Source organism: Tahibacter sp. (assembly GCF_035481375.1).
Lineage (GTDB): Bacteria > Pseudomonadota > Gammaproteobacteria > Xanthomonadales > Rhodanobacteraceae > Tahibacter.
This window is the reverse complement of the sequence record NZ_DATIGT010000163.1, coordinates 1-20,881: the sequence shown is the minus strand read 5'-3', so window position 1 is coordinate 20,881 and position 20,881 is coordinate 1. Positions and strand designations below refer to the sequence as shown.

Annotated in this window: 19 protein-coding genes; 6 read left to right on the top strand and 13 right to left on the bottom strand. The window is 68.8% G+C overall.

The window, feature by feature from the left end; all coding sequences use genetic code 11:
• Positions 1–1,154 (bottom strand): hypothetical protein (locus VLF18_RS10990; RefSeq protein WP_325279665.1); only part of this gene is annotated, 1,154 nt, incomplete at its 3' end.
• Between the two features lie 137 nt (positions 1,155–1,291).
• Here VLF18_RS10990 and VLF18_RS10985 point away from each other — a divergent pair.
• From VLF18_RS10985 to VLF18_RS10965, 5 genes are all read left to right on the top strand, one after another.
• Entirely contained in the window at positions 1,292–1,867 is a 576-nt protein-coding gene (locus VLF18_RS10985) for an ECF-type sigma factor (protein ID WP_325279664.1), read from the top strand.
• Positions 1,864–4,617, top strand: a complete 2,754-nt coding sequence (locus tag VLF18_RS10980; RefSeq protein ID WP_325279663.1) for a protein kinase domain-containing protein — start codon at positions 1,864–1,866, stop codon at positions 4,615–4,617. The genes VLF18_RS10985 and VLF18_RS10980 overlap by 4 nt, the downstream gene beginning before the upstream one ends.
• Positions 4,618–4,693: 76 nt before the next feature.
• On the top strand, positions 4,694–6,136 hold the full coding sequence (sbcB, locus tag VLF18_RS10975) for an exodeoxyribonuclease I (protein ID WP_325279662.1): 1,443 nt from the start codon (positions 4,694–4,696) through the stop codon (positions 6,134–6,136).
• Between the two features lie 26 nt (positions 6,137–6,162).
• The gene (locus VLF18_RS10970; RefSeq protein ID WP_325279661.1) at positions 6,163–6,846 is read left to right on the top strand and encodes a DUF2461 domain-containing protein; all 684 of its coding nucleotides are present in this window, start codon (positions 6,163–6,165) and stop codon (positions 6,844–6,846) included.
• A gap of 19 nt (positions 6,847–6,865) precedes the next feature.
• Positions 6,866–7,996, top strand: coding sequence for an aminotransferase class I/II-fold pyridoxal phosphate-dependent enzyme (locus VLF18_RS10965; protein WP_325279660.1), 1,131 nt, complete (start codon positions 6,866–6,868; stop codon positions 7,994–7,996).
• A 38-nt stretch (positions 7,997–8,034) separates the two neighbouring features.
• Here the strand turns inward: VLF18_RS10965 and VLF18_RS10960 are convergent, their stop codons facing one another.
• The 8 genes from VLF18_RS10960 to prfB all read right to left on the bottom strand — a co-directional run bounded on the left by VLF18_RS10960 (position 8,035) and on the right by prfB (position 14,844).
• Positions 8,035–8,880 carry a peptidylprolyl isomerase gene (locus VLF18_RS10960; RefSeq protein ID WP_325279659.1) on the bottom strand — a complete coding sequence of 282 codons (846 nt, stop codon included), beginning with the start codon at positions 8,878–8,880 and terminating at the stop codon, positions 8,035–8,037.
• A gap of 10 nt (positions 8,881–8,890) precedes the next feature.
• On the bottom strand, positions 8,891–9,157 hold the full coding sequence (locus tag VLF18_RS10955; RefSeq protein WP_325279658.1) for a BolA family protein: 267 nt from the start codon (positions 9,155–9,157) through the stop codon (positions 8,891–8,893).
• Entirely contained in the window at positions 9,154–9,453 is a 300-nt protein-coding gene (locus tag VLF18_RS10950; RefSeq protein ID WP_325279667.1) for a YciI family protein, read from the bottom strand. Before VLF18_RS10950 ends, VLF18_RS10955 begins: the two co-directional genes overlap by 4 nt.
• A gap of 550 nt (positions 9,454–10,003) precedes the next feature.
• Entirely contained in the window at positions 10,004–10,255 is a 252-nt protein-coding gene (locus VLF18_RS10945) for a hypothetical protein (RefSeq protein ID WP_325279657.1), read from the bottom strand.
• Positions 10,256–10,379: 124 nt separating this feature from the next.
• Positions 10,380–11,885: a lysine--tRNA ligase gene (gene lysS / locus VLF18_RS10940; RefSeq protein ID WP_325279666.1), complete on the bottom strand. Its 1,506-nt coding sequence runs from the start codon at positions 11,883–11,885 to the stop codon at positions 10,380–10,382.
• A 90-nt stretch (positions 11,886–11,975) separates the two neighbouring features.
• Complete coding sequence (locus VLF18_RS10935) at positions 11,976–12,599, bottom strand: ankyrin repeat domain-containing protein (RefSeq protein WP_325279656.1); 624 nt, start codon at positions 12,597–12,599, stop codon at positions 11,976–11,978.
• A gap of 23 nt (positions 12,600–12,622) precedes the next feature.
• Positions 12,623–13,708, bottom strand: coding sequence for an ankyrin repeat domain-containing protein (locus VLF18_RS10930; protein WP_325279655.1), 1,086 nt, complete (start codon positions 13,706–13,708; stop codon positions 12,623–12,625).
• Positions 13,709–13,718: 10 nt separating this feature from the next.
• A protein-coding gene (prfB, locus tag VLF18_RS10925; RefSeq protein WP_325279654.1) for a peptide chain release factor 2 occupies positions 13,719–14,844 on the bottom strand; the annotation gives its coding sequence in 2 pieces (ribosomal slippage) (positions 13,719–14,768 and positions 14,770–14,844; 1,125 coding nt in all).
• A gap of 17 nt (positions 14,845–14,861) precedes the next feature.
• Between prfB and VLF18_RS10920 the strand changes: the two genes are divergently transcribed.
• A complete protein-coding gene (locus VLF18_RS10920) occupies positions 14,862–15,854 on the top strand; it encodes a hypothetical protein (RefSeq protein WP_325279653.1) in 993 nt (330 codons plus the stop codon).
• Between the two features lie 97 nt (positions 15,855–15,951).
• On the opposite strand, the gene recJ is transcribed toward VLF18_RS10920, so the two are convergent.
• The 4 genes from recJ to carB all read right to left on the bottom strand — a co-directional run.
• On the bottom strand, positions 15,952–17,682 hold the full coding sequence (recJ, locus tag VLF18_RS10915; protein WP_325279652.1) for a single-stranded-DNA-specific exonuclease RecJ: 1,731 nt from the start codon (positions 17,680–17,682) through the stop codon (positions 15,952–15,954).
• A gap of 1 nt (position 17,683) precedes the next feature.
• Entirely contained in the window at positions 17,684–18,628 is a 945-nt protein-coding gene (locus VLF18_RS10910; RefSeq protein WP_325279651.1) for a phosphoglycerate mutase, read from the bottom strand.
• A 165-nt stretch (positions 18,629–18,793) separates the two neighbouring features.
• Complete coding sequence (greA, locus tag VLF18_RS10905) at positions 18,794–19,270, bottom strand: transcription elongation factor GreA (RefSeq protein WP_325279650.1); 477 nt, start codon at positions 19,268–19,270, stop codon at positions 18,794–18,796.
• Positions 19,267–20,881, bottom strand: a 1,615-nt coding sequence (carB, locus tag VLF18_RS10900) for a carbamoyl-phosphate synthase large subunit (protein ID WP_325279649.1), incomplete at its 5' end; no start/stop codon positions are given. The genes carB and greA, both read right to left, overlap by 4 nt.

Below are 20,881 nucleotides of genomic sequence, written 5' to 3'. Positions count from 1 at the left end.
AGCGCCAGCGCGCGCGGTTCGTCGTAGTTGGAGATCGTGCTGACCTTGACGAGCGTGCGGCCGTTCGTTCCGAAGCTCGTGTCCGGCGCACCGTTGGCGAGCAACCGCAGGAAGGTCATGCCGCGGTCGGTGCCGCTGCCGGCGAGCACGATGCGGCCGGCGTCGTCGATGCGCGCGGCACGCAGATCGGACACGCCGGTCGCGACGCCGCCGGAACTGGCCGCGCTGAACGTCACGCGGCCGTTGCTGCCGAAGCTGCCGTCGATCGCGCCGTCGCGCGTGAGGCGTGCGACGAATGCGTTGTTGCGCGCGAAGGTGTAGCCGACCAGCGTGATGCTGTCGTCGGCCGGCAGATCGCCGCGCTGGTTCGTTGCGATGCCCGCGACATAGTCGCTCGTCTGCGCGTCGGCCGCGTAGAAGCCCGGCAGCGTCACGTAGCCGGTGCCGCTGCCGCCGAAGCTGGGATCGAGCACGCCCGCGGCGGTGAAGCGCGCGACCGTCGTGCGCCGGTAGCGGAAGTTCCCGACCGTGAACAGCGTGTTGCCGGCAACGACGATCTTGCCGTCGCGCTGCACGGCCAGATGGCGGCCTTCGTCGTGCAGCGCCGGGCCGGCGACGTCGAGCAGCACCGATCCGGTGCGGCCGCCGCCGATCGCGGCGTCGCCGAAGGTCGTGTCGGTCGTGCCGTTCGGGCGCAGCTTGACGAGCGCGTAGTCCGAATAGGCGCCGGGCGCGAGAATGCCGGCGACGAGCAGGCTGCGATCGGGCAGCACCTTGATCGCATGCGCCTCGTCGACGTTGCCGCCGCGGTCGAGCATGAACAGGCCGTTCGTGCCGAAGCTCGGGTCGAGCCGGCCGTCCGGCAGGTAGCGCGCGACGGCGAAATTCGGCGACGAGCCCGGACCGCTCGCGTTGCGGCCCACGACCGTGCCGGCGGCGACGAAGCGGCCGTCCGGCAGCGCGGCGATGCCGTTGACCTCGTCGTCGGCCGTGAAGAAATCGGTCGTGAGCTTGCCGGCGCTGCCGAAGGTCGGGTCGAGTTCGCCCGGCGGTCCCTGCTGCGCGAGCACCGGTACCGCAGTCAGGAACAACAGCGTTGCAGCCAGTGTCGATGCGTACCCGTGCAATCCGACCGGTGTCTTCGTATGCTTCACGATGGTTTTCCTCGCAGGTGGATGAGCGATCTGCGCCGTTGCGCACCTTGTGCAACACGGCCGTTGCCCTCCGAGGACGGGATTGCTGGTTCAATCCTGTCACTGCAGCCGCTGCTGTTCTTGCCGGAGTGACTGTCGTGTCCGAATCCCATCCGCAGGGCGCTGCCGATCACGAGGTCACACGACTGCTCGTGGCCTGGAACGGCGGCAGCGCCGACGCCGCCGAGCAATTGACCGAACTCGTCTACGCGCAGGTCCGCGCGATTGCCGGCAAACACCTGCGCCAGTTCGAGGGCGACGTCACGCTCGCGCCGACCGAACTCGCGAACGAGCTGTTCCTGCGCCTGCTCGGCAAGGACATCGACTGGCGCGACCGGCGCCATTTCTTCGGCGTCGTCGTCGCGGCGATGCGCAATCTGCTCATCGACATGGCGCGCGCGCGCGGTAGCGAAAAACGCGGCGGCGGCCAGATCCACGTCACGCTGTCCTCGGCCGAGGACCAGCCGAGCGAGCCGCGCGAACAGGACCAGCTCAACAGCGCGCTCGATGCGCTGCGCGAACTCGACGCGCGCAAATGCGAAGTCATCGAGCTGACCTATTTCCTCGGCCTCAAGCGCGAGGAGATCGCGAGCACGCTCGACGTCTCGCTCGCGACGGTCGACCGCGAACTGCGCTTCGCGCGCGCCTGGCTCAAGGAACGGCTCGAAGCATGAGCGAGCGCTGGCGGCGCCTGCAGGAACTCTTCGATGCGCTGCTCGCGCTGCCGACCGGCGAGCGCGCCGGCTGGCTCGCGCAGCAGCCCGACGCCGAGGATCTCAAGCAGGAGGCACTGCGACTCGCTGCGGCCGACGAGCGCGACGACGCAACGGTCACGCGCCAGTTCGGCTCGGCGGTCGGCGAAGCCGTCGCGCCGACGCCGGCGCGCGGGCTCATGCTCGGGCCTTACCGGCTGCTCTGCGAAATCGGTTCGGGCGGCATGGGCACGGTATTCCTGGCCGAGCGCGCCGACGCCGAGTTCGACCGGCAGGTCGCGATCAAGCTGATCCGCGGCGTACCGACGCGCGATGCCGCCGAGCGTCTGCGCCGCGAACGCCAGATCCTCGCCAAGCTCGAACACCCGCACATCGCGCGGCTGCTCGACGGCGGCACGAGTCCCGACGGCCAGCCCTATCTCGTCATGGAGTACGTGCAGGGCGAGCCCGTCACGCGCTGGTGCCGCGAACACAACGCGCCGCTGACCACGCGCCTGGAACTGCTGCGCAAGGTCTGCCTCGCCGTGCAGTACGCGCATCAGCGCCTCGTGATCCATCGCGACCTCAAGCCCGCCAATGTGCTCGTGCGCAGCGACGGCGAACCCGCCCTGCTCGACTTCGGCATCGCGAAGCTGCTGGACCCGAACGCGAGCGGCCGGCAGGAGGCCACGCACGCGCAGTGGTTCACGCCGACCTACGCTGCGCCCGAACAGCGCCGCGGCGAAGCCGTCAGCACGGCGACCGACGTCTACGCGCTCGGCCTGCTGCTGTTCGAAGTGCTGACCGAAACCGTGCCGACGCCGGACGCCGCGGGTTTCGTGCTGCCGGCCGGCGCGACGCGCGCCGGCGGCGCGCGCCTGCCGCCCGAACTCGCGCTGATCGTGGCCCAGGCCACGCACGCGGACCCGGCGCGCCGCTATCTGTCGCCCGAGGCGCTGTCGGAAGACCTGCGCCGCTATCTGCGCGGCCGTCCCGTGCTCGCCGCGCCGGACAGCTGGCTGTATCGCAGCAACAAGTTCCTGCGCCGCCATCCGTTCGCGATCGCCGCGGCGAGCGTCGCGCTCGCGGTCATCGCCGTGTCGACCTGGCGGCTCGCCGCCGAACGCGACCGCGCGCTGCAGGCCGAAGCGAAGGCGCAGCGCGAATCGGCCACGTCGCAGCACATCCTCGACTATCTGGTGAGCCTGTTCGACGCCGCCGCGCCCGACAACGCCGGCAACACGAGCCTGTCGCCGAAACAGCTGATCGACCGCGGCCAGGCCGACATCGACACGCGGCTCGCGAACGAACCGGAACAGCGCGCACGTCTGCTCGCCGCGTTCGGCCGCATCTACATGGAACTCGGCGATCCCGACAGCGCGGCCGGCGTGCTGCGCCGCGCCGCCGCGATCGAGCAGCAGCGCGGCGATGCGCGCCAGCAGGCGATCTATCTCGCCGACGTCGGCTACATGCTCAACCTCGCCGAGCGCCCCGAGGAAGCCGAGCCCGTTCTGCACGACGCGCTCGCGCGGCTCGGCAACGTCGCACCCGAAGACCGCCGCGCGCGCATCGACGCGCTCGCGACGTTGTCGCTCGTGCAGGCGCGCAGCGGCGACGTGCCCGGCGCGCTCGTGCATGCATCCGAAGCGCAGCAGCTCGCCGCGCAGCTCGGCCCGGAAGACTACCTGTTCGTCACGCGCGCGCTGACCGCGCAGTCCGAAGCGCACATGCGCGACAACCGGCCCGACGAGGCCGAGCGCTTCGCGCGCAAGGCGATCGACATCCTGCGCGCGCACCTGCCCGCGGATTCCGCCGAAGTCATTTCCGCGACGGGTTTCCTGACCGACGTCTACGAGCGCCAGGGCCGCGAGGCCGACCGCGAACGGCTGCTGCGCGAGATGCTGACCTTGCGCCTGCGCAAGCTCGCGCCCGACAGCGCCTGGGCGATCACCGCGCGCAACAATCTCGCACAATCCGTTTATCTACAAGGTCGCCTGCTCGAAGCGCTGCCGCTGTTCCGCGAAAACCTCGAACACCTGCGCGCGAGCGGCCAGCAGGACTCGCCGAGCTATGCGATCACGGCCAACAACCTCGCGAGCCTTTCCGAACAGGCCGAGGACTTCGCCGCGGCGATCCCGCTGTTTCGCGAAGCCTACGAAAACAGCCTGCCGCGCGCCGACAAGCCGGCCTCGCCGAAGCTTCCGATGTTCCGGCAGAACTACGGCCGCAGCCTGCTGCTGTCGGGGCAGCTGCAGCAGGCGCTGCCGCTGATCGAGGCCGACATCGAGGCCTCGTTCGACGACGACACCGAGCGCGGACGGCGCCAGCTGCACCTGTCGGAGTGGATGCGCCGCAACGGCCGTCTCGATCAGGCCGCGCGCTTTGCGGCCGGCGCCGACGAGATCTTCCGCCCGCGCGTGCCGGCCGGTCATCCGCGCCTGGCCGCGATCGCGCGCCAGCGCGGCCTGATCCTGCGCGACCAGGGCCGCTACGACGAAGCCGAAGCGCAGCTGCGCGAGGCCTCGGCGATGCTGCGCGGCACCACCAACCGCATCAGCAATCCGCTGATCGACGTGCAGGTGCATCTCGCGGAACTGCGCCTCGCGCGCGGCGACAAGGCCGAAGCGCGCGCCTTGCTCGGCGCGGTCGCCGCACCGCTCGCGGAACGCTTCGTCGACGCCGCACCGCTGCGCCAGCTGCATGCGCAGCTCGTGAAGCAGGCCGGCGGCTGATCGATGCCGCACCGGCGGACCCACGCAGCGTGCGCGAATCCGGCATGATTCCGCGTCCGCGACCGACGATTTCCGCATGACCACGCCGACGTTTCTCTGGCACGACTACGAGACCTCGGGCGCGGATCCGCGCCGCGACCGGCCGTGCCAGTTCGCCGCGCTGCGCACGAACGCCGACCTCGAACTGATCGGCGATCCGATCGAAGTGTTCTGCGCGCCGGCGCCCGACGTGCTGCCGCATCCGCAGGCCGCGCTGATCACAGGCATCACGCCGCAGCAGCTCGTGCGCGACGGCGTGCGCGAAGCCGAATTCGCCGCGCACGTGCACGACGCGATGGCCGTGCCGGGCACCTGCACGGTCGGCTACAACTCGCTGCGCTTCGACGACGAGTTCACGCGCAACCTGCTGTATCGCAATTTCTACGAGCCCTATGCGCGCGAATGGGAGAACGGCAATTCGCGCTGGGATCTGATCGACCTCGTGCGCATGACCTACGCGCTGCGCCCCGACGGCATCGAGTGGCCGCGGCGCGAGGACGGCACGCCGAGCTTCCGGCTCGAAGACCTCGCCCGCGCGAACCGTCTGCAGCAGGAGCGCGCGCACGACGCCTTGTCCGACGTGCATGCGCTGATCGATCTTGCGCGGCTGCTGCGCGCGCGCCAGCCCAGACTGTTCGATTTCTACTTCGCGCTGCGCCGCAAGCAGCGCGCGTTCGAGCTGCTCGACGTCGCGCGGCGCACGCCGGTGCTGCACGTGTCGTCGCGCTTTCCGGCGAGCCGCGGCTGCCTCGCACTGGTCGCGCCGCTCGCCGTGCATGCGACGCAGCCGAACGCGATCATCGTCTACGACCTCGACGCCGATCCGGCGCCGCTGATCGAACTCGACGCCGAGGCGATCGCCGAGCGCGTGTTCAGCGCGCGCGCCGATCTGCCCGAGGACGTCGAACGCATTCCGCTGAAACTCGTGCACGCCAACCGGTCGCCGGCGCTCGCGCCGCTGTCGGCGCTGGCTGGCGTCGACCTCGCGCGCATCGCGCTCGATCCGCCGCGCTGCCTCGCCCATCTCCAACGGCTGCGCGACGTGCCCGGCCTCGCGGCGAAGCTGCAGCAGGTATTCGCGAACCGTTACGACGACGCGAAAACCGACCCGGAACTCGCGCTCTACGGCGGCTTCCTGCAGGACGCCGACAAGCGCCTGCTGCGCGAAGTCCGCGCGACGCCGCCGGCGCAGCTCGCGTCGCAGCGCTTCGCGTTCCGCGACGCGCGCCTGGTCGAACTGTTCCGCCGCTACCGCGCGCGCAACTGGCCCGAACATTTGAGCGCCGGCGAAGCCGAGCAGTGGCAGGCGTTCTGTCGCGAACGGCTGGAGCGCAAGACCGAACTGACCACGCTGACCTTCGACGACTACTTCGCCCTGATCGACGCGCTGCGCGCCGACCCCGCGCAGTCCGCGCACGGCACGCTGTTCGACGCGCTGCAGGCTTACGGCCTGGAGCGCCGGCACGCGCTCTCCGCCTGACCCGAACCCGCAAGGCTTCCGCCGCCATGACCGCCTACTTCACGCCCGCGACCTTCAGATTCCTGCGCGATCTCGCGCGCAACAACAACCGCGACTGGTTTCTCGCGAACAAGACCCGCTACGAGGAAAATGTGCGCGAACCGTTCCTGCGCCTGCTCGGCGACCTGCAGGCACCGCTCGCGAAAATCAGCGCGAACTATCGCGCCGACACGCGCACGCAGGGCGGCTCGCTGTTCCGCCAGCACCGCGACACGCGCTTTGCGAACGACAAGACGCCGTATAAGACCTGGGCCGGCGCGCGGCTGTTCCACGAGCGCAGCAAGGGCATCGAGGCGCCGGTGTTCTATCTGCACATCCAGCCCGGCGAATGCTTCGCCGGCGGCGGACTCTGGCATCCGCAGTCCGACGCGCTGAACAAGGTCCGCGCCTTCCTCGCCGACAACCCGGCTGCCTGGAAGAAGGCCACGCAGAGCAAGGCGTTCCGCGAACGCCTGACACAGGGCGGCGACACGCTGACGCGCCCGCCGCGCGGCTTCGATCCGAATCACGAACTCATCGCCGACATCCGGCGCAAGGACTTCGTCGCCTCGGCGACCTTCGACGACGCGTTCGCGACCTCCGACGAATTCAAGCCCTATCTCGTCGATACGCTCAAGCGCGTCGCGCCGATGATCGACTACCTCTGCGCCGCGCTCGAACTGGATTTCTGATCGCGACAGCGAGACCGCCATGACCGCCCTGCCCGACTTCCGCCTCGAAGCGTATTTTTCCCGCTGGGAATTTCGCGCCAGGTACCACATGACCGCGAGCGACGCACAGACCGTCGGCATGGACGAACTGCTCGCGCTCGCGGGCGACGCCGAGCGCGCGCGCTGGGAACAGCTGACGCTCGGCTACGGCGAGACCTGGGGTTCGGATCCGCTGCGCGAGGCGATCGCGGCCGGCTACGAAGGACTCGACGCCGCCGACGTGCTGACCTTCGCCGGCGCCGAGGAAGCCATCTACTGCGCACTGCGCGTGCTTCTGAGCAAGGACGATCACGCGATCGTCAGCGTGCCGAACTACCAGTCGATGGAAACGCTCGCGCTCGAATGCGCCGGATCGGTCACCGGCCTCGCGCTGCACGCGAGCGACGGCTGGCAGCCGGATCTCGACGAATTCCGCGCCGCGCTGCGGCCGAACACGCGCGTCGTCGCGCTGAATTTTCCGAACAACCCGACCGGCGTCGTCGCGCGGCGCGACACGTTCGCGGCGATCGCGGCGATCTGCGAGGAACGCGGCATCCATTTCTTCAGCGACGAGGTCTATCGCGGCCTCGAACGCGACGCGAACCTGCGCCTGCCGCAGGCGGCCGAGTTCTGCCGCACCGGGCTCTCGCTCAACGTGATGTCGAAGGCCTACGGCCTGCCGGGGCTGCGCATCGGCTGGATCGCGTGCCGCGACCGTGCGCTGCTGTCGCGCATGGAGCGCTACAAGCACTACCTGTCGATCTGCAACGCGAAACCGTCGGAAGTGCTCGCGACGATCGCGCTGAAAGCCGCCGACACGCTGCTGACCCGAAACCGCGCGCGCTGCCGCGACAATCTCGCCAGGCTCGGCGCGTTCTTCGCCGCGCATGCCGACCGATACGCGTGGCGCGAACCCGAAGGCGGCTGCGTCGGCTTCGCGCGCTATCTCGGCAGCGACGGCGTCGAGGCGCACTGCCGTGCGCTCGTCGAAGAGGCCGGCGTGCTGCTGCTTCCGGCGAGCCTGTTCGAATCGGCGCTGCTGCCGGTGCCCGTCGACCGCTTCCGCGTCGGCTTCGGCCGCGACGGCATCGACGCGGGGCTTGCCGCTTGGGGTGGGTTTCTCGCGCGGTGACCGGCCGGGGCCTGGAAAAGTCGCGAGCGCCGTAAAAACTACGGCTTTGCCGCAGCCGCCGGCTCCGCGCCCTTCGGCGCCTTCAGATCGACGATGACCGCTTCGCCGCGCATCTTCTGCATCCACTGTTCGCCCTGACGCGCGACCATGCGCTTGTGCAGTTCCGCGCGGACCGCGTCGAACGCCGGCGGCGTCACGGGCTTCGTCGAGACCAGATGCAGCAGATGCCAGCCGTACTGCGACTTCACCGGCACCTTCGTCGATGCGCCGGGCTTTAGCTGCTTGATCGCGTCGACGAGTTCCTGCGCGGGCAACTGCACGAGCCGAACGTCCTTGAATTCGCGCGCCTGCTTGGCCTTGCCCTGCCACTCCGCATAGACGGCGGTCCAGTCCTTGCCGCCGAGCAATTCCTCGCCGACCTTCAGCGCCTCGGCTTCGTTGTCAAACAGCAGCTGGCTGAAGTCGTAGGACTCGCTGCCGGCCTTGGCGACCTGGGTCTCGTATTCGGCCTTGAGCATCTGTTCGGTGATCGGATTGGCGCGCGCGTAGAACGCCATCGTCGCGTTCGCGACGCCCTGCAGGCGCTGCGCCTCGACCGTTGCCGCAAAGTTCACATCGTCTTCCATGCCTTGTTTGCGCGCGACGTTCGCGAGCAGCACGTAGTCGGAGAGTTCCTTGATCGCGCGCTGGCGCTGTTCGGGATCGGCAAGATCCAGACCGCGGCCGCGGGCGACTTCGTCGAGCAGCGCCGCGGGCACGGGCTGGTCGTTCACGCGCAGCACCGGCTCGCCGCCCGCGTACTGGATCACCGGCGGCTTGCCGCCGCTGCCGCCGGAGCAGCCGGCCAGGGACGCAAGCAACAGCAGGGGCAGGACTCTACGCATGGACGGCTCCTCAGGCTTCGTTCGGCGCCCGCGCATCGATCGCGAACGCGTGGATATCGGTGTTCATCAATTCGCCCAGCGCCGCATAGACGAGGCGATGGCGTGCGAGCGGCGGCCTGCCGGCGAACTGCGCGGAGACGATGCGCGCGCGGAAATGGCCGCGGCCGTCGCGCGCGCCTTCGTGGCCGGCGTGCTTGTGGCTTTCGTCGACGAGATCGAGTTCGACGGGTTCGAGCGAGGCGAGCGCCGAGCGGATGCGGTCGAGCCGGTCGCTCACGGCAGAACCTTCTTGAACGGGCGCACGGTCACCTGCGCGTAGACGCCGGCCTCGATGTACGGGTCGGCATCGGCCCAGGCCTGCGCTGAGGCGAGATCGGCGAATTCGGCGACGATCAGACTGCCCGTGAAGCCCGCGGGGCCGGGATCGACCGCGTCGATCGCGGGAAACGGACCGGCCAGCAACAGGCGGCCTTCGTTCTTCAGCGCTTCGAGACGTTCCAGGTGCGCGGGGCGCGCGGCAAGACGCTGCGGCAGCGAGCCCGGCGCATCGGTTCCCTCGATCACGTACCACATCATGCTGGTCCTTCCGCAATGCCACGCACCGCGGCGCAACGCGGGCGAGCTGAAATGGAATCGGTGTCGCGGCCGCGACGGCGGACGCCGACGCGGGGGATCCGCATTCTAGCGGATTGCCCCGGTCCTGCCGCGTTAAGCGTGCGTCGCGGCGGACGCTCGGCCGGCCGGCTCGAAATCGTCGGCGAACAGCGACGGCTCGTAGTCGGGATGAATCGGGTCGTTGCCCGGCACGAGATCGGTCAGAAGATCCGCGAGCGCGCACTGCGGACAGGCCGGCGCAACCGTAGCTGCTCACATGGTTCGGTTTGCGGCGCCGTAGCGATCGTGCGCACGCGGTGCGCCGCATCCGGCCCCTGATGGCGCACGAGGACGACAAGCGCGAGTTCCTGGCCGGGCGCGGCCTGCGGCAGCGCGTCGACGTCGATACGCAGATCACATTTCCGTAGTACCCCTGCGCCTTGAACGCCGAACTCCAGTCCGGTGACACACCGCCGCGGCGGCGAGGCTGCCCGAGAACAGAACGCGGTGCAGGCCGCCGCTGATTGCATTAGACGCGTCGGCGAACGGCCGGCCCGTGCCGCACAGCGACGCCGCGCGCCGATGCAGCGTCGCGCCGACCGATCAGCGCGAGCAGGCCGGGCACGCCGAGGCCCGCGAGCACTTCCAGCGGAAGGTTGTGCGGCCACGGCGTGCGGCGCGGATCGACGAGCGCGTCGACCGGCGGGGCCGAGGACTCCCGATATGCATCCAGGGCATCGGGCCCGCGCGCAAGATCGATCGCGTCGCGCCATGGCGCCACAGCCGCCGCGGCGATCAGACAGGCCCAGGCCAGCCCGAGCGTCGCATCGGCGCCTGCAGTGCAAGAAAGCCGGCGAGGCCGGCGACGCCCGCGGCCCGGCCGACCTGCCGCACCGTCACGCCGCTCAGGCTTCGGGGCGCATGTACGGGAACAGCAGCACGTCGCGGATCGAGGCCGCGTCGGCGAACAGCATCACGAGGCGATCGATGCCGACGCCGAGGCCGCCGGTCGGCGCGAGCCCGTATTCGAGCGCGCGGATGTAGTCGTGGTCGAAATGCATGGCCTCGTCGTCGCCCGAATCCTTCGCCGCGACCTGCGCATGGAAGCGCGCGGCCTGGTCTTCCGGATCGTTGAGCTCGGAGAAGCCGTTCGCGATCTCCTTGCCGCCGACGAACAGCTCGAAGCGGTCGGTGATGCCCGGATCGGCGTCGTTCTCGCGCGCGAGCGGCGAGACCTCGGTCGGGTACTGCGTGATGAAGGTCGGCTGCACGAGCGTACCTTCGACGGTCGCCTCGAACAGTTCGAGCAGCAGCTTGCCCCAGCCGTAGGACGGCTTCACGTGGATGCCCTTGCGCGCGCAGTGCGCGGCGAGCGCGTCGCGGTCGCGCAGTTCGTGTGCGCCGATCTCCGGATTGTGTTCGCGCACGGCCTGTTCCATCGGCCAGCGCTTGAACGCGGGACCGAGATCGATGCTGCGGCCTTCCCAGGTCAGCGCGGTCGCGCCGAGCGTGGCCTGCGCGGTCTCGCGGATCATGGCTTCGGTCAGATCCATGATCCCGGTGTAGGTCGCATAGGCCTGGTAGAGCTCCAGCATCGTGAACTCGGGATTGTGCCGCGTCGACACGCCCTCGTTGCGGAAATTGCGGTTGATCTCGTAGACGCGGTCGAAGCCGCCGACGACGAGACGCTTGAGGTACAGCTCGGGCGCGACGCGCAGATAGAGCTGCAGGTCGAGCGCATTGTGATGCGTGACGAACGGCCGCGCAGTCGCGCCGCCCGGGATCACGTGCATCATCGGCGTCTCGACTTCCATGAAGCGGCGCGACGGATCCTCGAGCCACTTGCGGATGTGGCCGATCACCGCCGAGCGCAGCTTGAACACGCGGCGCGCTTCTTCGGTCACCACGAGATCGACGTAGCGCTGGCGGTAGCGCTGCTCGACATCGGCGAGCCCGTGCCACTTGTCGGGCAGCGGCCGCAGCGACTTCGTCAGCAGCCGGAGCGTGTCCACTTTTAGCGAAAGCTCACCGGTCTTCGTGCGCGTCAGCACGCCCTCGGCGCCGACGATGTCGCCGACGTCCCAGCCCTTGAACGCCTCGTAGGCATCGCCGAGCGCGGCCTGCTGCAGGAACAGCTGCAGGCGCGCGGTCATGTCCTGCACCTGCGCGAAGCTCGCCTTGCCCATCTGGCGCTTGGCGAGCAGGCGCCCGGCGACGCGCACGCGGCGGCCGAGCGCGTCGATCGCGTCGGCGGTCCAGCGGTCCTTGTCGGCGAATTCGGACTGCAGGTCGCCGGCGAACGAATCGGGTGCGAAATCGTTCGGGAACGCGATGCCCGTCGCGCGCAGCGCGCGCAGTTTTTCGCGGCGCTCGGCGATCAGACGGTTCTCGTCTTCGGGCGGGCGCGGCATATCGGGGCTGTCGTTCTTTTGGTCGGTCATCGCTCGTTTTCCGCGTCGTTGGCCGGAGGCTGCTCCGGCTCTCGTTCTGTTGCGTGTCGCTCAGTGCCGGGTCGCGCGCTTGATCAGCGCGAGCAGCCGCTCGTTTCCCTCGGCGCCTTCGCGCAGCCTGCCGGCCGCTTCGGCCGACAGCTTCGCGCCGGCGTCGACCAGCGCCTCGGCGTTGTCGTACCTGCCGACGATCAGCGCCATCGACAGCGGCGTGAATCCCTGCGGCGTGCGCTGGTCGAGCGCAGCACCGCCGGCGACCAACTGCTTCACCACGGCCGGCGTGCATTGCTGAGCGGCGAGGATCAGCGTGCCCATCATGCCGGTATCGTTGGGTCGCGCGCCTTCGCGCAGCAGCACCGCGATCGTCGCGAGCACGTCGGCTTCGGCGATCGACGTGTCCATGCAGGCCTGGATCGCGAATTCCAGCGTCGTCTGCGGCGTCATCTCGAGCTTGCCGTTCGGGTCGACGCCGAGCACGATCATCGCTTCGACGATCTGCGCCTTCGCGTTGAACAGGTTGACCGGCAGATTGTCCTGGACGACCGAGGTGCCGTCCTCTTCCATGATCTTTTCGGCTTGCTCGCGCGACATGCGCGGCTTCGCCGCGTCCTGCGCCGCCGCCAGCATGGCCGAGCCGCCGAGCAGCGCGGCAATGACGATTTTTCCTATCCGCATCGGGGTCCTCCGGGTACGCGCGGTCATTTCGCCGCGCCGGTCGCGCGCCTGAGAATCGCGGCCTGGGCCGGATCCTGCGGTTTTTCCATGAACAGCTGATCGGCGTCCTTCGCGCTCATGCGCGCGCCCTTGCCGACGAGGAATTCGGCGATGTCCCAGCGGCCGGCGACCATGGCCATCTTCAGCGGCGTGAACTGCTGCGCGTTGACCGGATTCGGCTCGGCGCCGGCGGCGACGAGTTTCTCGAACACCGCGAGCGGGCACTGCTGCACGGCCGCGATCAGCACGGTGTTGCCCTGCGCGTCGCGGTGGTTGACGTCGGCGCCCTGGGCGATCAGCAGGTCGAGCACGGCGAGCTGCCGGTTGATCGGCACATGCTTGGCGCAGGCCAGCATCGTCGCCATGCCGAGCGGCGTCAGCGGGCCGTCGCCGGGCGACGCCACGTCGACGCCGGCATCGATGAGCGCCTGCACGATTTCGGCGTCGCCCTCGCCGAGCGCACGGCCCAGATCGTCGTCCGACGCGCCGCGGCCGCGCGAGCGCAGCAACTGCAGCGCAGCCTGTTCCTTCTGCGGATCCTGCGGCCTGGCCGCAGCCGAACGCGAGCCGCTGCGTTCGCGGTTTTCCTTCCAGTCCTGCAGCAGGTCGCCGCGGCTGTGGATGAAGCCGTCGCCGTCGCCGGTCGCGGCCCGCGCGATCGCGATCGCTTCGTCGAGCACCGCGTCGGGCGCATCGAGCGTGCGCAGCGCCATCAGCGCGTCGCCGCGTACGCTCCAGCCGGCGTTGCTGCGCGCGACCTCGAGCAGCGCGGGCGGCGCGTTCGCGACGAGCCAGGCCTTCACCGCAGCCGGCGAACTGCCCCGGAAGTCGCCGAGTTCCTCGATCGCGTCGATGTAGGTCGACTGGCTGCGCTCGTCCTTCGCCGCGCGCAGGCCGTCGACGAGCGGCGCGAGGTCGCGCGCCGGATCGACGCCGCCCTGCTCCACTTTCGCCTCGATCTGCGCGACGGTAGCGGAGGCGTCCGGCAGGCGCCTTGCGGCTTGCGCGCCGGCGGCGAGACCCGACAGCAGCGCGGCGAGAACAATCCGTTGCAGAGTTATCTTTTCCATAAATTTACCCTTATGCGTCGATGCGCTTGGCACCGGCCTCGAGGCCGAGCTTGAGGCTGGCTTCGATGAACTCGTCGAGATCGCCGTCGAGCACCTTCTGCGTGTCGGTGCGCTCCACGCTCGTGCGCAGATCCTTGATGCGCGACTGGTCGAGCACGTAGGAGCGGATCTGGCTGCCCCAGCCGATGTCCGACTTCGTCGCTTCGAGCGCGTCCTTTTCGGCGTTGCGCTTCTGCATCTCGATCTCGTACAGCTTGGCCTTGAGCATCTTCATCGCGCGGTCGCGGTTGGCGTGCTGGGAGCGCTCGGTCTGGCACGCGACGACGACGCCGCTCGGAACGTGCGTGATGCGCACGGCCGATTCGGTCTTGTTCACATGCTGGCCGCCCGCTCCCGAGGAGCGGTAGACGTCAGTCTTCAGATCGGCCGGATTGATGTCGATGTCGATATCGTCTTCCACTTCGGGCGAGACGAAGATCGACGAGAACGAGGTGTGGCGGCGGTTGTCCGAGTCGAACGGCGATTTCCGGACCAGGCGGTGCACGCCGATCTCGGTCTTGAGCCAGCCGTAGGCGTAGTCGCCTTCGACACGGAACGACGCGCTCTTGATGCCGGCGACATCGCCCGCGGAAACTTCCATGAGCTCGGTCTTCCAGCCCTTGTTCTCGCACCAGCGCAGGTACATGCGAAGCAGCATTTCGGCCCAGTCCTGGGCCTCGGTGCCGCCGGCGCCGGCCTGCACGTCGACGAACGCGTTGGCCGCGTCCATCTTGCCGGAGAACATGCGCTGGAACTCGAGCTTGTCGACCTTCTGCGCGAGCGTGTCGACGTCGTCGGCCACCGCGAGCGCGGTGCCCTCGTCCGCCTCGGCCACGGCCATTTCCAGCAGTTCGCCGGCGCCGTCGAGTCCTTCGATCAGGCTCTTGATGCCGTGCACGATCTTTTCGAGCTGGGCACGTTCCTTGCCGAGATCCTGGGCCCGTTGCGGGTTGTCCCAGACGGTCGGACTTTCCAGTTCGCGACTTACTTCTTCGAGACGTTCCGCTTTTGTCTCGTAGTCAAAGATACCCCCTAAGCGACTGCACCCGATCCTTGAGATCGGCGATGCGCGCGGAGATCGGATTGGTCTCGATCATGGCGTGGAACCACTTCTTTGCGGGAAAAAAGGCCGGCAGAATACCAAAACGGAGAGGCGAGCTGGCGACCAGGGGCGGCCGGCTCGCCGGAATCGTGGTTCCGACGGCTCTCCGTATATCGGCGGCATCGAGAAGGAAGCGCTTTCGTTCCGGGTTTCAAGCCCGGCAGTCTCGGGCGCCGCGTCGCTGCACCATTCCGGCGGGGGCCGGATCAACTGGGGAATACCATGCTTCGATCCGTTCGTGCATTCGCAACGGTTACCGCTCTTCTCGGCAGCGGCTCCGTACTCGCACAAGGCACCATCACCGACGGCGCCGCCAATTTCACGCGGCCGGCTTCATCTTTCGACAATTCACCCGCAGGCAATTTCGTCGGCGTTTCCGCCACCGCAACCCAGGACCACTTGTTCGAATCGGGCTGGTATTTCCGTGTCTCCGGCGATGCGCGGGAATTCTTTTTTCCGGTACCCGCCACGCAGAACTACGCCGGCAACACCTCGACCCTGGACTGGACCGACGTCAGCGCCCGCGGCCTGTTCTCGGCCCGGGAAATCGCGGTCGTGACCAATTTCAACGGTCCTTCCGGCCGTGTCGAAAAGACCATGACCATCACCAACCTCAGTCAGTCCAATCCGCTGGTCATCGATATCTTTCACATGCTGGACTTCGACATCCAGCCGACGGCAGGCAACGATTCCGCCGTCCAGATCAGCACCACCCGCATCGGCCTGACCGACCCGGGCGGCGTCACCGGCGAATACGTCGGCATCAGCGCCGACGCCTACATGGTGCGGCCGTTCGGCGCCACCGACCTGGGCACCGTGCTCGACGACGCGGCCGTGACCAATCTCGACAGCAGCGGTCTGCCTTTCGGTCCCGGCGACTTCACCTCGGCCATGCAATGGAGCAATCAGACCATCGCTCCGTCGGGTTCGGCCAGCTTCGTCATCCAGTTCGCGATCAACACGGCGACGGTGCCGGTGACGCTGCAGTCGTTCTCGGTCGACTGAAAATCACCCACGGGAGCGTCGGTCGCCGAAGGCGGGAAGCGGAAGCTTCCTCCGGGCGGCGCGTGAAAGCGGTCGCGTGTTCATCCTCGAAAAACTGCTAGGTCAGTGCCTCCCAATGCCTGACCAGCAGCCGCAACTTCTCACGCCCGTTCCAGTCGTCGATGGAGAGCTCGAACGCGGCGCGCAGCCGGGCCGGCGGCGGCTGACCCGCGTAGCCGCCGAACATGACCGCGTCGAGCGGTTCGCGGCGCTGCGCATGCTGCAACGTCAGGCGCAAGTGCGTCTGACCCATGAGTTTCCAGTCGAGCACGCGGAATTCGTCGTCGAACAGCGGCTCGGGAAAGGCCTGGCCCCAGGGCCCCGCGAAGCGCAACTGGCGGGCGAGCTCGAGATCGTATTCGTGCGCGGCGAGGCAGCCATCCGTCTGCAGCACCGGATCGAGCAGGGCCGGATCGAGACGCCGGCGCGCGACCGCATCGAACGCCGCGGCGAACTCGGCCAGACGCGACGCCGGCAAGGTCAGTCCTGCAGCCATCGCATGGCCGCCGAAGCGCGTGATGAGGCCCGGCGTCGTCACATCGACTTCGGCGAGCGCATCGCGCAGGTGGAAGCCCGCGATCGAGCGCCCCGAGGCCTTGATCTCCTCGCCGTCGTCGTCGCCCGGCGCGCACGCGATCACCGGACGATGCAGGCGTTCCTTCAGCTTCGACGCGACCAGCCCGACGATACCGACATGCCAGTCGGGCTCGTAGAGCACGACGCCGATCGGCAGCGTGTCGGCGCCGTAGCGCGCGAGATAGCTCGCGACCGTCGCCTCGCCCTGCTCCACCATCTGCGCCTGCAGGTCGCGGCGCTCGGCGTTGATCGCGCTGAGGCGGTCGGCAAGTTCGCGCGCGCGGCGCGGCTCGTCACAGAGCAGGCATTCGATGCCGAGTCGCATGTCGTCCATGCGGCCGGCCGCATTGATGCGCGGACCGAGCGCGAAACCGAGATCGTTCGCGCACAGCGATTCGGCGGCGCGCTTGCTCGACTCGATCAGCGCGAGCACGCCGGCGCAGGCCTGGCGCGCGCGGATGCGGCGCAGTCCCGCGTCGACGAGCACGCGGTTGTTGTAGTCGAGCGGCACGAGGTCGGCGACGGTGCCGAGCGCGACGAGATCGAGCAGCGTCGACAGGTCGGGCTCGGCGCGCTGCACGAACCAGCCGTTCGCACGCAGCCGCGCGCGCAGCGCGAGCAGCACGTAGAACACGACGCCGACGCCGGCCAGCGCCTTGCTCGGGAATGCATCGCCCGGCAGGTTCGGATTGACGATCGCGGCCGCGTCGGGCAGCGAATCGCCGGGCAGATGATGGTCGGTCACGACGACGGCGATGCCGAGCGCGTTGGCCGCGGCGACGCCCGCGTGCGCCGCGACGCCGTTGTCGACCGTGACGATGAGATCGGGCTTTCGCGGCAGCAGTTCGTCGACGAGCGCCGGACTCAGGCCGTAGCCGTGCGTGAACCGGTTCGGCACCTGGTAGTCGACGTCGGTCGCGCCGAGCAGGCGAAGACCGCGCACGGCGACCGCCGTGCCGGTCGCGCCGTCGGCATCGAAGTCGCCGACGACGACGATGCGCTCGCCCTCGCGCAACGCGCGTTCGAGGCGTTCGCAGGCGGTGTCGAGGCCGCCGAGCTGCCGCGGCGACACGAGTCGCGCGAGGCGGTGCTCGACGTCGTGCGGCGACGCGACGCCGCGCGCCGCATAGATGCGCTGCAGCACCGGATGCAGGTTGCCGGTCCACTCGCCCGGCGGCGGCGCGCTGCGCCGCTCGATGCGCCAGTTGCGCACGTCAGGCCCTGAGCGGCTGCACGCGGCGCCAGAAGCGCCAGCGCTGGCCGTGGCGATAGACCGCGCGCTCGCCGCTGGCCAGCTGCAGACGCAGCTCGGCGAGCTTGCCGCGCGCGAGGCCGTGTTCGAGGCGCGGCAGCCACTGGTTCGCGAGCGCGGGCAACGCGGCCGCATCGTCGAGATCGAGCAAGGACTCGCCGTCGAAGCCGGTCAGCGCGTCGGGCGTCGCGGCGGCGACGGCGCACTTCGCGCGCGCGGCGAGCGCGGCGAGCACGCCGTCGCAGGTCAGCACGCGCGTCAGCGGCGTCTTCACCCACTGCGGCAGCGCGCCGGCACCCCAGAACCACAGGCTGTTGACCGGCAGCTGGCCGCGCGCGACGCGCTGTTCGTTGAGTGGATGGTTGTGCAGCACGATCTGCGCTTCGTTGAGCAGGCTGCGCCAGCGCTTGCCCTCGTTGCCCTCGGGCAGATGCAGGCGCAGGTCGTCGCCGAGCGCGCGGTCCGGCGGCACGAAGACAGGCAGGTGCGCACCGGCGGGCGCGCGCAGATACCAGCGCGACGGTACGGGCGCGTCGATCGGAAAGCCGCTGTCGCCGAACAGCGGACGCAGCGGGCGAAGCAGCGCTTCGCAGTCGGCGGCGTCGAGGCCGAGTTCGCCGCAGGCGAGCATGCGCGCGGTCGCCATGTCGGCGCGCACGTGTGCCGGGTCGGCGCGCAGCCAGGTCGAGCCGGCCGCATCGCCGCAGTCCGCCTCGCGCGTCAGCGCGGCGACCGGCAAGGCGGTCCCGGCAAACTGGAAATGTTCACGAAGCGCGGTTTCGCGGCCCGCCGCGGCGGCCGGCCGCGCATCGCCGCGGCGCAGCCAGAACGGGATCGGTCCCGATGCGAGCGCCGCATCGGCGGCGAGCACGGCACGCGGTGGGAGCAGCAGCGTGAGTCGGTTCATCGGGCTTCCCTCACATACGAGATGGCTGAGGTGATACCCATCCCCACCCATGCCCTCCCCGTGGAGGGGAGGGTTTGAAGCGTTGAGCCGCCCCCTTCAAGGGGAGGACTGGGTGAGAATGGGTTTCCGCCGTGGCGATTCCCACGCCCTATTCCCGGCAACACCTCAGTCGTATCTGACCGCCGTGATCTCGTACCGCTTCACGCCGTTCGGCGCCTGGAATTCGAACGAATCGCCCTGGCTCTTGCCGATCAGCGCACGCGCGATCGGCGAGCTGACCGCGATCAGGCGCTGTTTGATGTCGGCCTCGATGTCGCCGACGATCTGGTACGTCACGGCGTCGCCCGAGTCTTCGTCCTCGAGTTCGACGGTCGCGCCGAACACGATGCGCGGCGCCGCCTGCAGCTTCGACACGTCTATGACTTCCGCATAGCTCAGCGTCGCTTCCATTTCCTGGATCCGCCCCTCGACGAAACCCTGCTGTTCGCGCGCCGCGTGATACTCGGCGTTTTCCTTGAGATCGCCGTGCGCACGCGCCTCGGCGATCGCCTCGATGATGCGCGGGCGATCCACGGTCTTCAGTTTTTCGAGTTCGTCGCGCAGACGCTCGGCGCCTTTGAGGGTCAAGGGCGGTCGCTTCATGCTTTCAGTTCCTTGTGCAGCTCTTGCAGGCTGTTCACGCTGCCGTCCTCGCGATAGTCCAGCGAATGCAGCAGCGCACGGGCGCCGGCAATGGTAGTCGAATAGGTGATGCGCTGCTGCAGCGCCTCGCGCCGGATCGAGAACGAATCGGCGATGGCCTGCTTGCCTTCGGTCGTGTTGACGATGAATACGATCTCGCCGTTCTTGATCAGGTCCACGACGTGCGGACGGCCTTCGATGACCTTGTTGACGCGCGCGCAGGCCACGCCCTGCGCTTCGAGCCAGTCGCAGGTGCCGCTGGTCGCGACGAGCGAATAGCCGCGGCGCAGCAGGTCCTGCGCGACGCCGAGCAGGCGCGGCTTGTCCGGATCGCGCACCGACACGAACACCTTGCCCTTCGGCGGCGCGGCAATGTTGGCGGCTTCGTGCGCGCGCGCGAATGCCGCACCGAAGCTGCGGCCGACGCCCATGACCTCGCCGGTCGAACGCATCTCGGGACCGAGGATCGGATCGACGTTCTGGAATTTCAGGAACGGGAAGATCGCTTCCTTGACCGAGTAATACTGCGGGATCACCTCGCGCGTCGCGTTCTGCGCAGCGAGGGTCTGCCCGACCATGCAGCGCGCCGCGATCTTCGCGAGCGGCACGCCGGTCGCCTTCGACACGAACGGCACGGTGCGCGAGGCACGCGGGTTCACTTCGAGGATGAACACCTTGTCGTCCTGGATCGCGAACTGCGTGTTCATGAGGCCGACGACGTTGAGTTCGCGCGCCATCGCGCGCACCTGCTCGCGCAGCTGGTCCTGGATTTCCGCCGACAGCGAGTACGGCGGCAGCGAGCACGAGGAATCGCCGGAGTGCACGCCGGCTTCCTCAATGTGCTCCATGATGCCGCCGATCAGCACGTTGCCCTCGGCGTCGGCGACGACATCGACGTCGACCTCGACCGCGTTGTCGAGGAAGCGGTCGAGCAGCACCGGCGAATCGTCGGACACGCGCACGGCTTCGGTGATGTAGCGCTTGAGGTCGGCATCGGAGTGCACGACTTCCATCGCGCGGCCGCCGAGCACGTAGCTCGGCCGCACGACCATCGGATAGCCGATCTCTCGCGCAAGCGCGAGCGCCTGGTCGGCCGTGCGCGCGGTGCGGTTCGGCGGCTGGGCAAGACCGAGCTTATGCACCATCTGCTGGAAGCGCTCGCGGTCTTCGGCGAGGTCGATCGAATCGGGCGTCGTGCCGATGACCGGCGCACCGTTGGCTTCGAGCGCGCGCGCGAGCTTCAGCGGCGTCTGCCCGCCGTACTGCACGATGACGCCCTTGGGTTTTTCCTTGTCGATGATCTCGAGCACGTCCTCGAGCGTCAGCGGTTCGAAGTACAGGCGATCCGACGTGTCGTAGTCGGTCGACACGGTTTCCGGGTTGCAGTTGACCATGATGGTTTCATAGCCGTCCTCGCGCAGCGCGAGCGCCGCATGCACGCAGCAGTAGTCGAACTCGATGCCCTGGCCGATGCGGTTCGGGCCGCCGCCGAGCACCATGATCTTGTCGCGGCCGGTCGGCAGCGCCTCGCATTCCTGCTCATACGTGGAATACAGGTACGCGGTCGAGGTC

Excerpts from the sequence above, each read along its gene's own strand:
- VLF18_RS10970 (WP_325279661.1), top strand. The coding sequence starts at position 6,163 with ATGACCGCCTACTTCACGCCCGCGACCTTCAGATTCCTGCGCGATCTC.
- VLF18_RS10950 (WP_325279667.1), bottom strand. The coding sequence starts at position 9,453 with ATGTGGTACGTGATCGAGGGAACCGATGCGCCGGGCTCGCTGCCGCAG.
- VLF18_RS10960 (WP_325279659.1), bottom strand. The coding sequence starts at position 8,880 with ATGCGTAGAGTCCTGCCCCTGCTGTTGCTTGCGTCCCTGGCCGGCTGC.
- VLF18_RS10965 (WP_325279660.1), top strand. The coding sequence starts at position 6,866 with ATGACCGCCCTGCCCGACTTCCGCCTCGAAGCGTATTTTTCCCGCTGG.
- VLF18_RS10935 (WP_325279656.1), bottom strand. The coding sequence starts at position 12,599 with ATGCGGATAGGAAAAATCGTCATTGCCGCGCTGCTCGGCGGCTCGGCC.
- greA (WP_325279650.1), bottom strand. The coding sequence starts at position 19,270 with ATGAAGCGACCGCCCTTGACCCTCAAAGGCGCCGAGCGTCTGCGCGAC.
- VLF18_RS10980 (WP_325279663.1), top strand. The coding sequence starts at position 1,864 with ATGAGCGAGCGCTGGCGGCGCCTGCAGGAACTCTTCGATGCGCTGCTC.
- VLF18_RS10910 (WP_325279651.1), bottom strand. The coding sequence starts at position 18,628 with ATGAACCGACTCACGCTGCTGCTCCCACCGCGTGCCGTGCTCGCCGCC.
- sbcB (WP_325279662.1), top strand. The coding sequence starts at position 4,694 with ATGACCACGCCGACGTTTCTCTGGCACGACTACGAGACCTCGGGCGCG.
- VLF18_RS10930 (WP_325279655.1), bottom strand. The coding sequence starts at position 13,708 with ATGGAAAAGATAACTCTGCAACGGATTGTTCTCGCCGCGCTGCTGTCG.
- lysS (WP_325279666.1), bottom strand. The coding sequence starts at position 11,885 with ATGCCGCGCCCGCCCGAAGACGAGAACCGTCTGATCGCCGAGCGCCGC.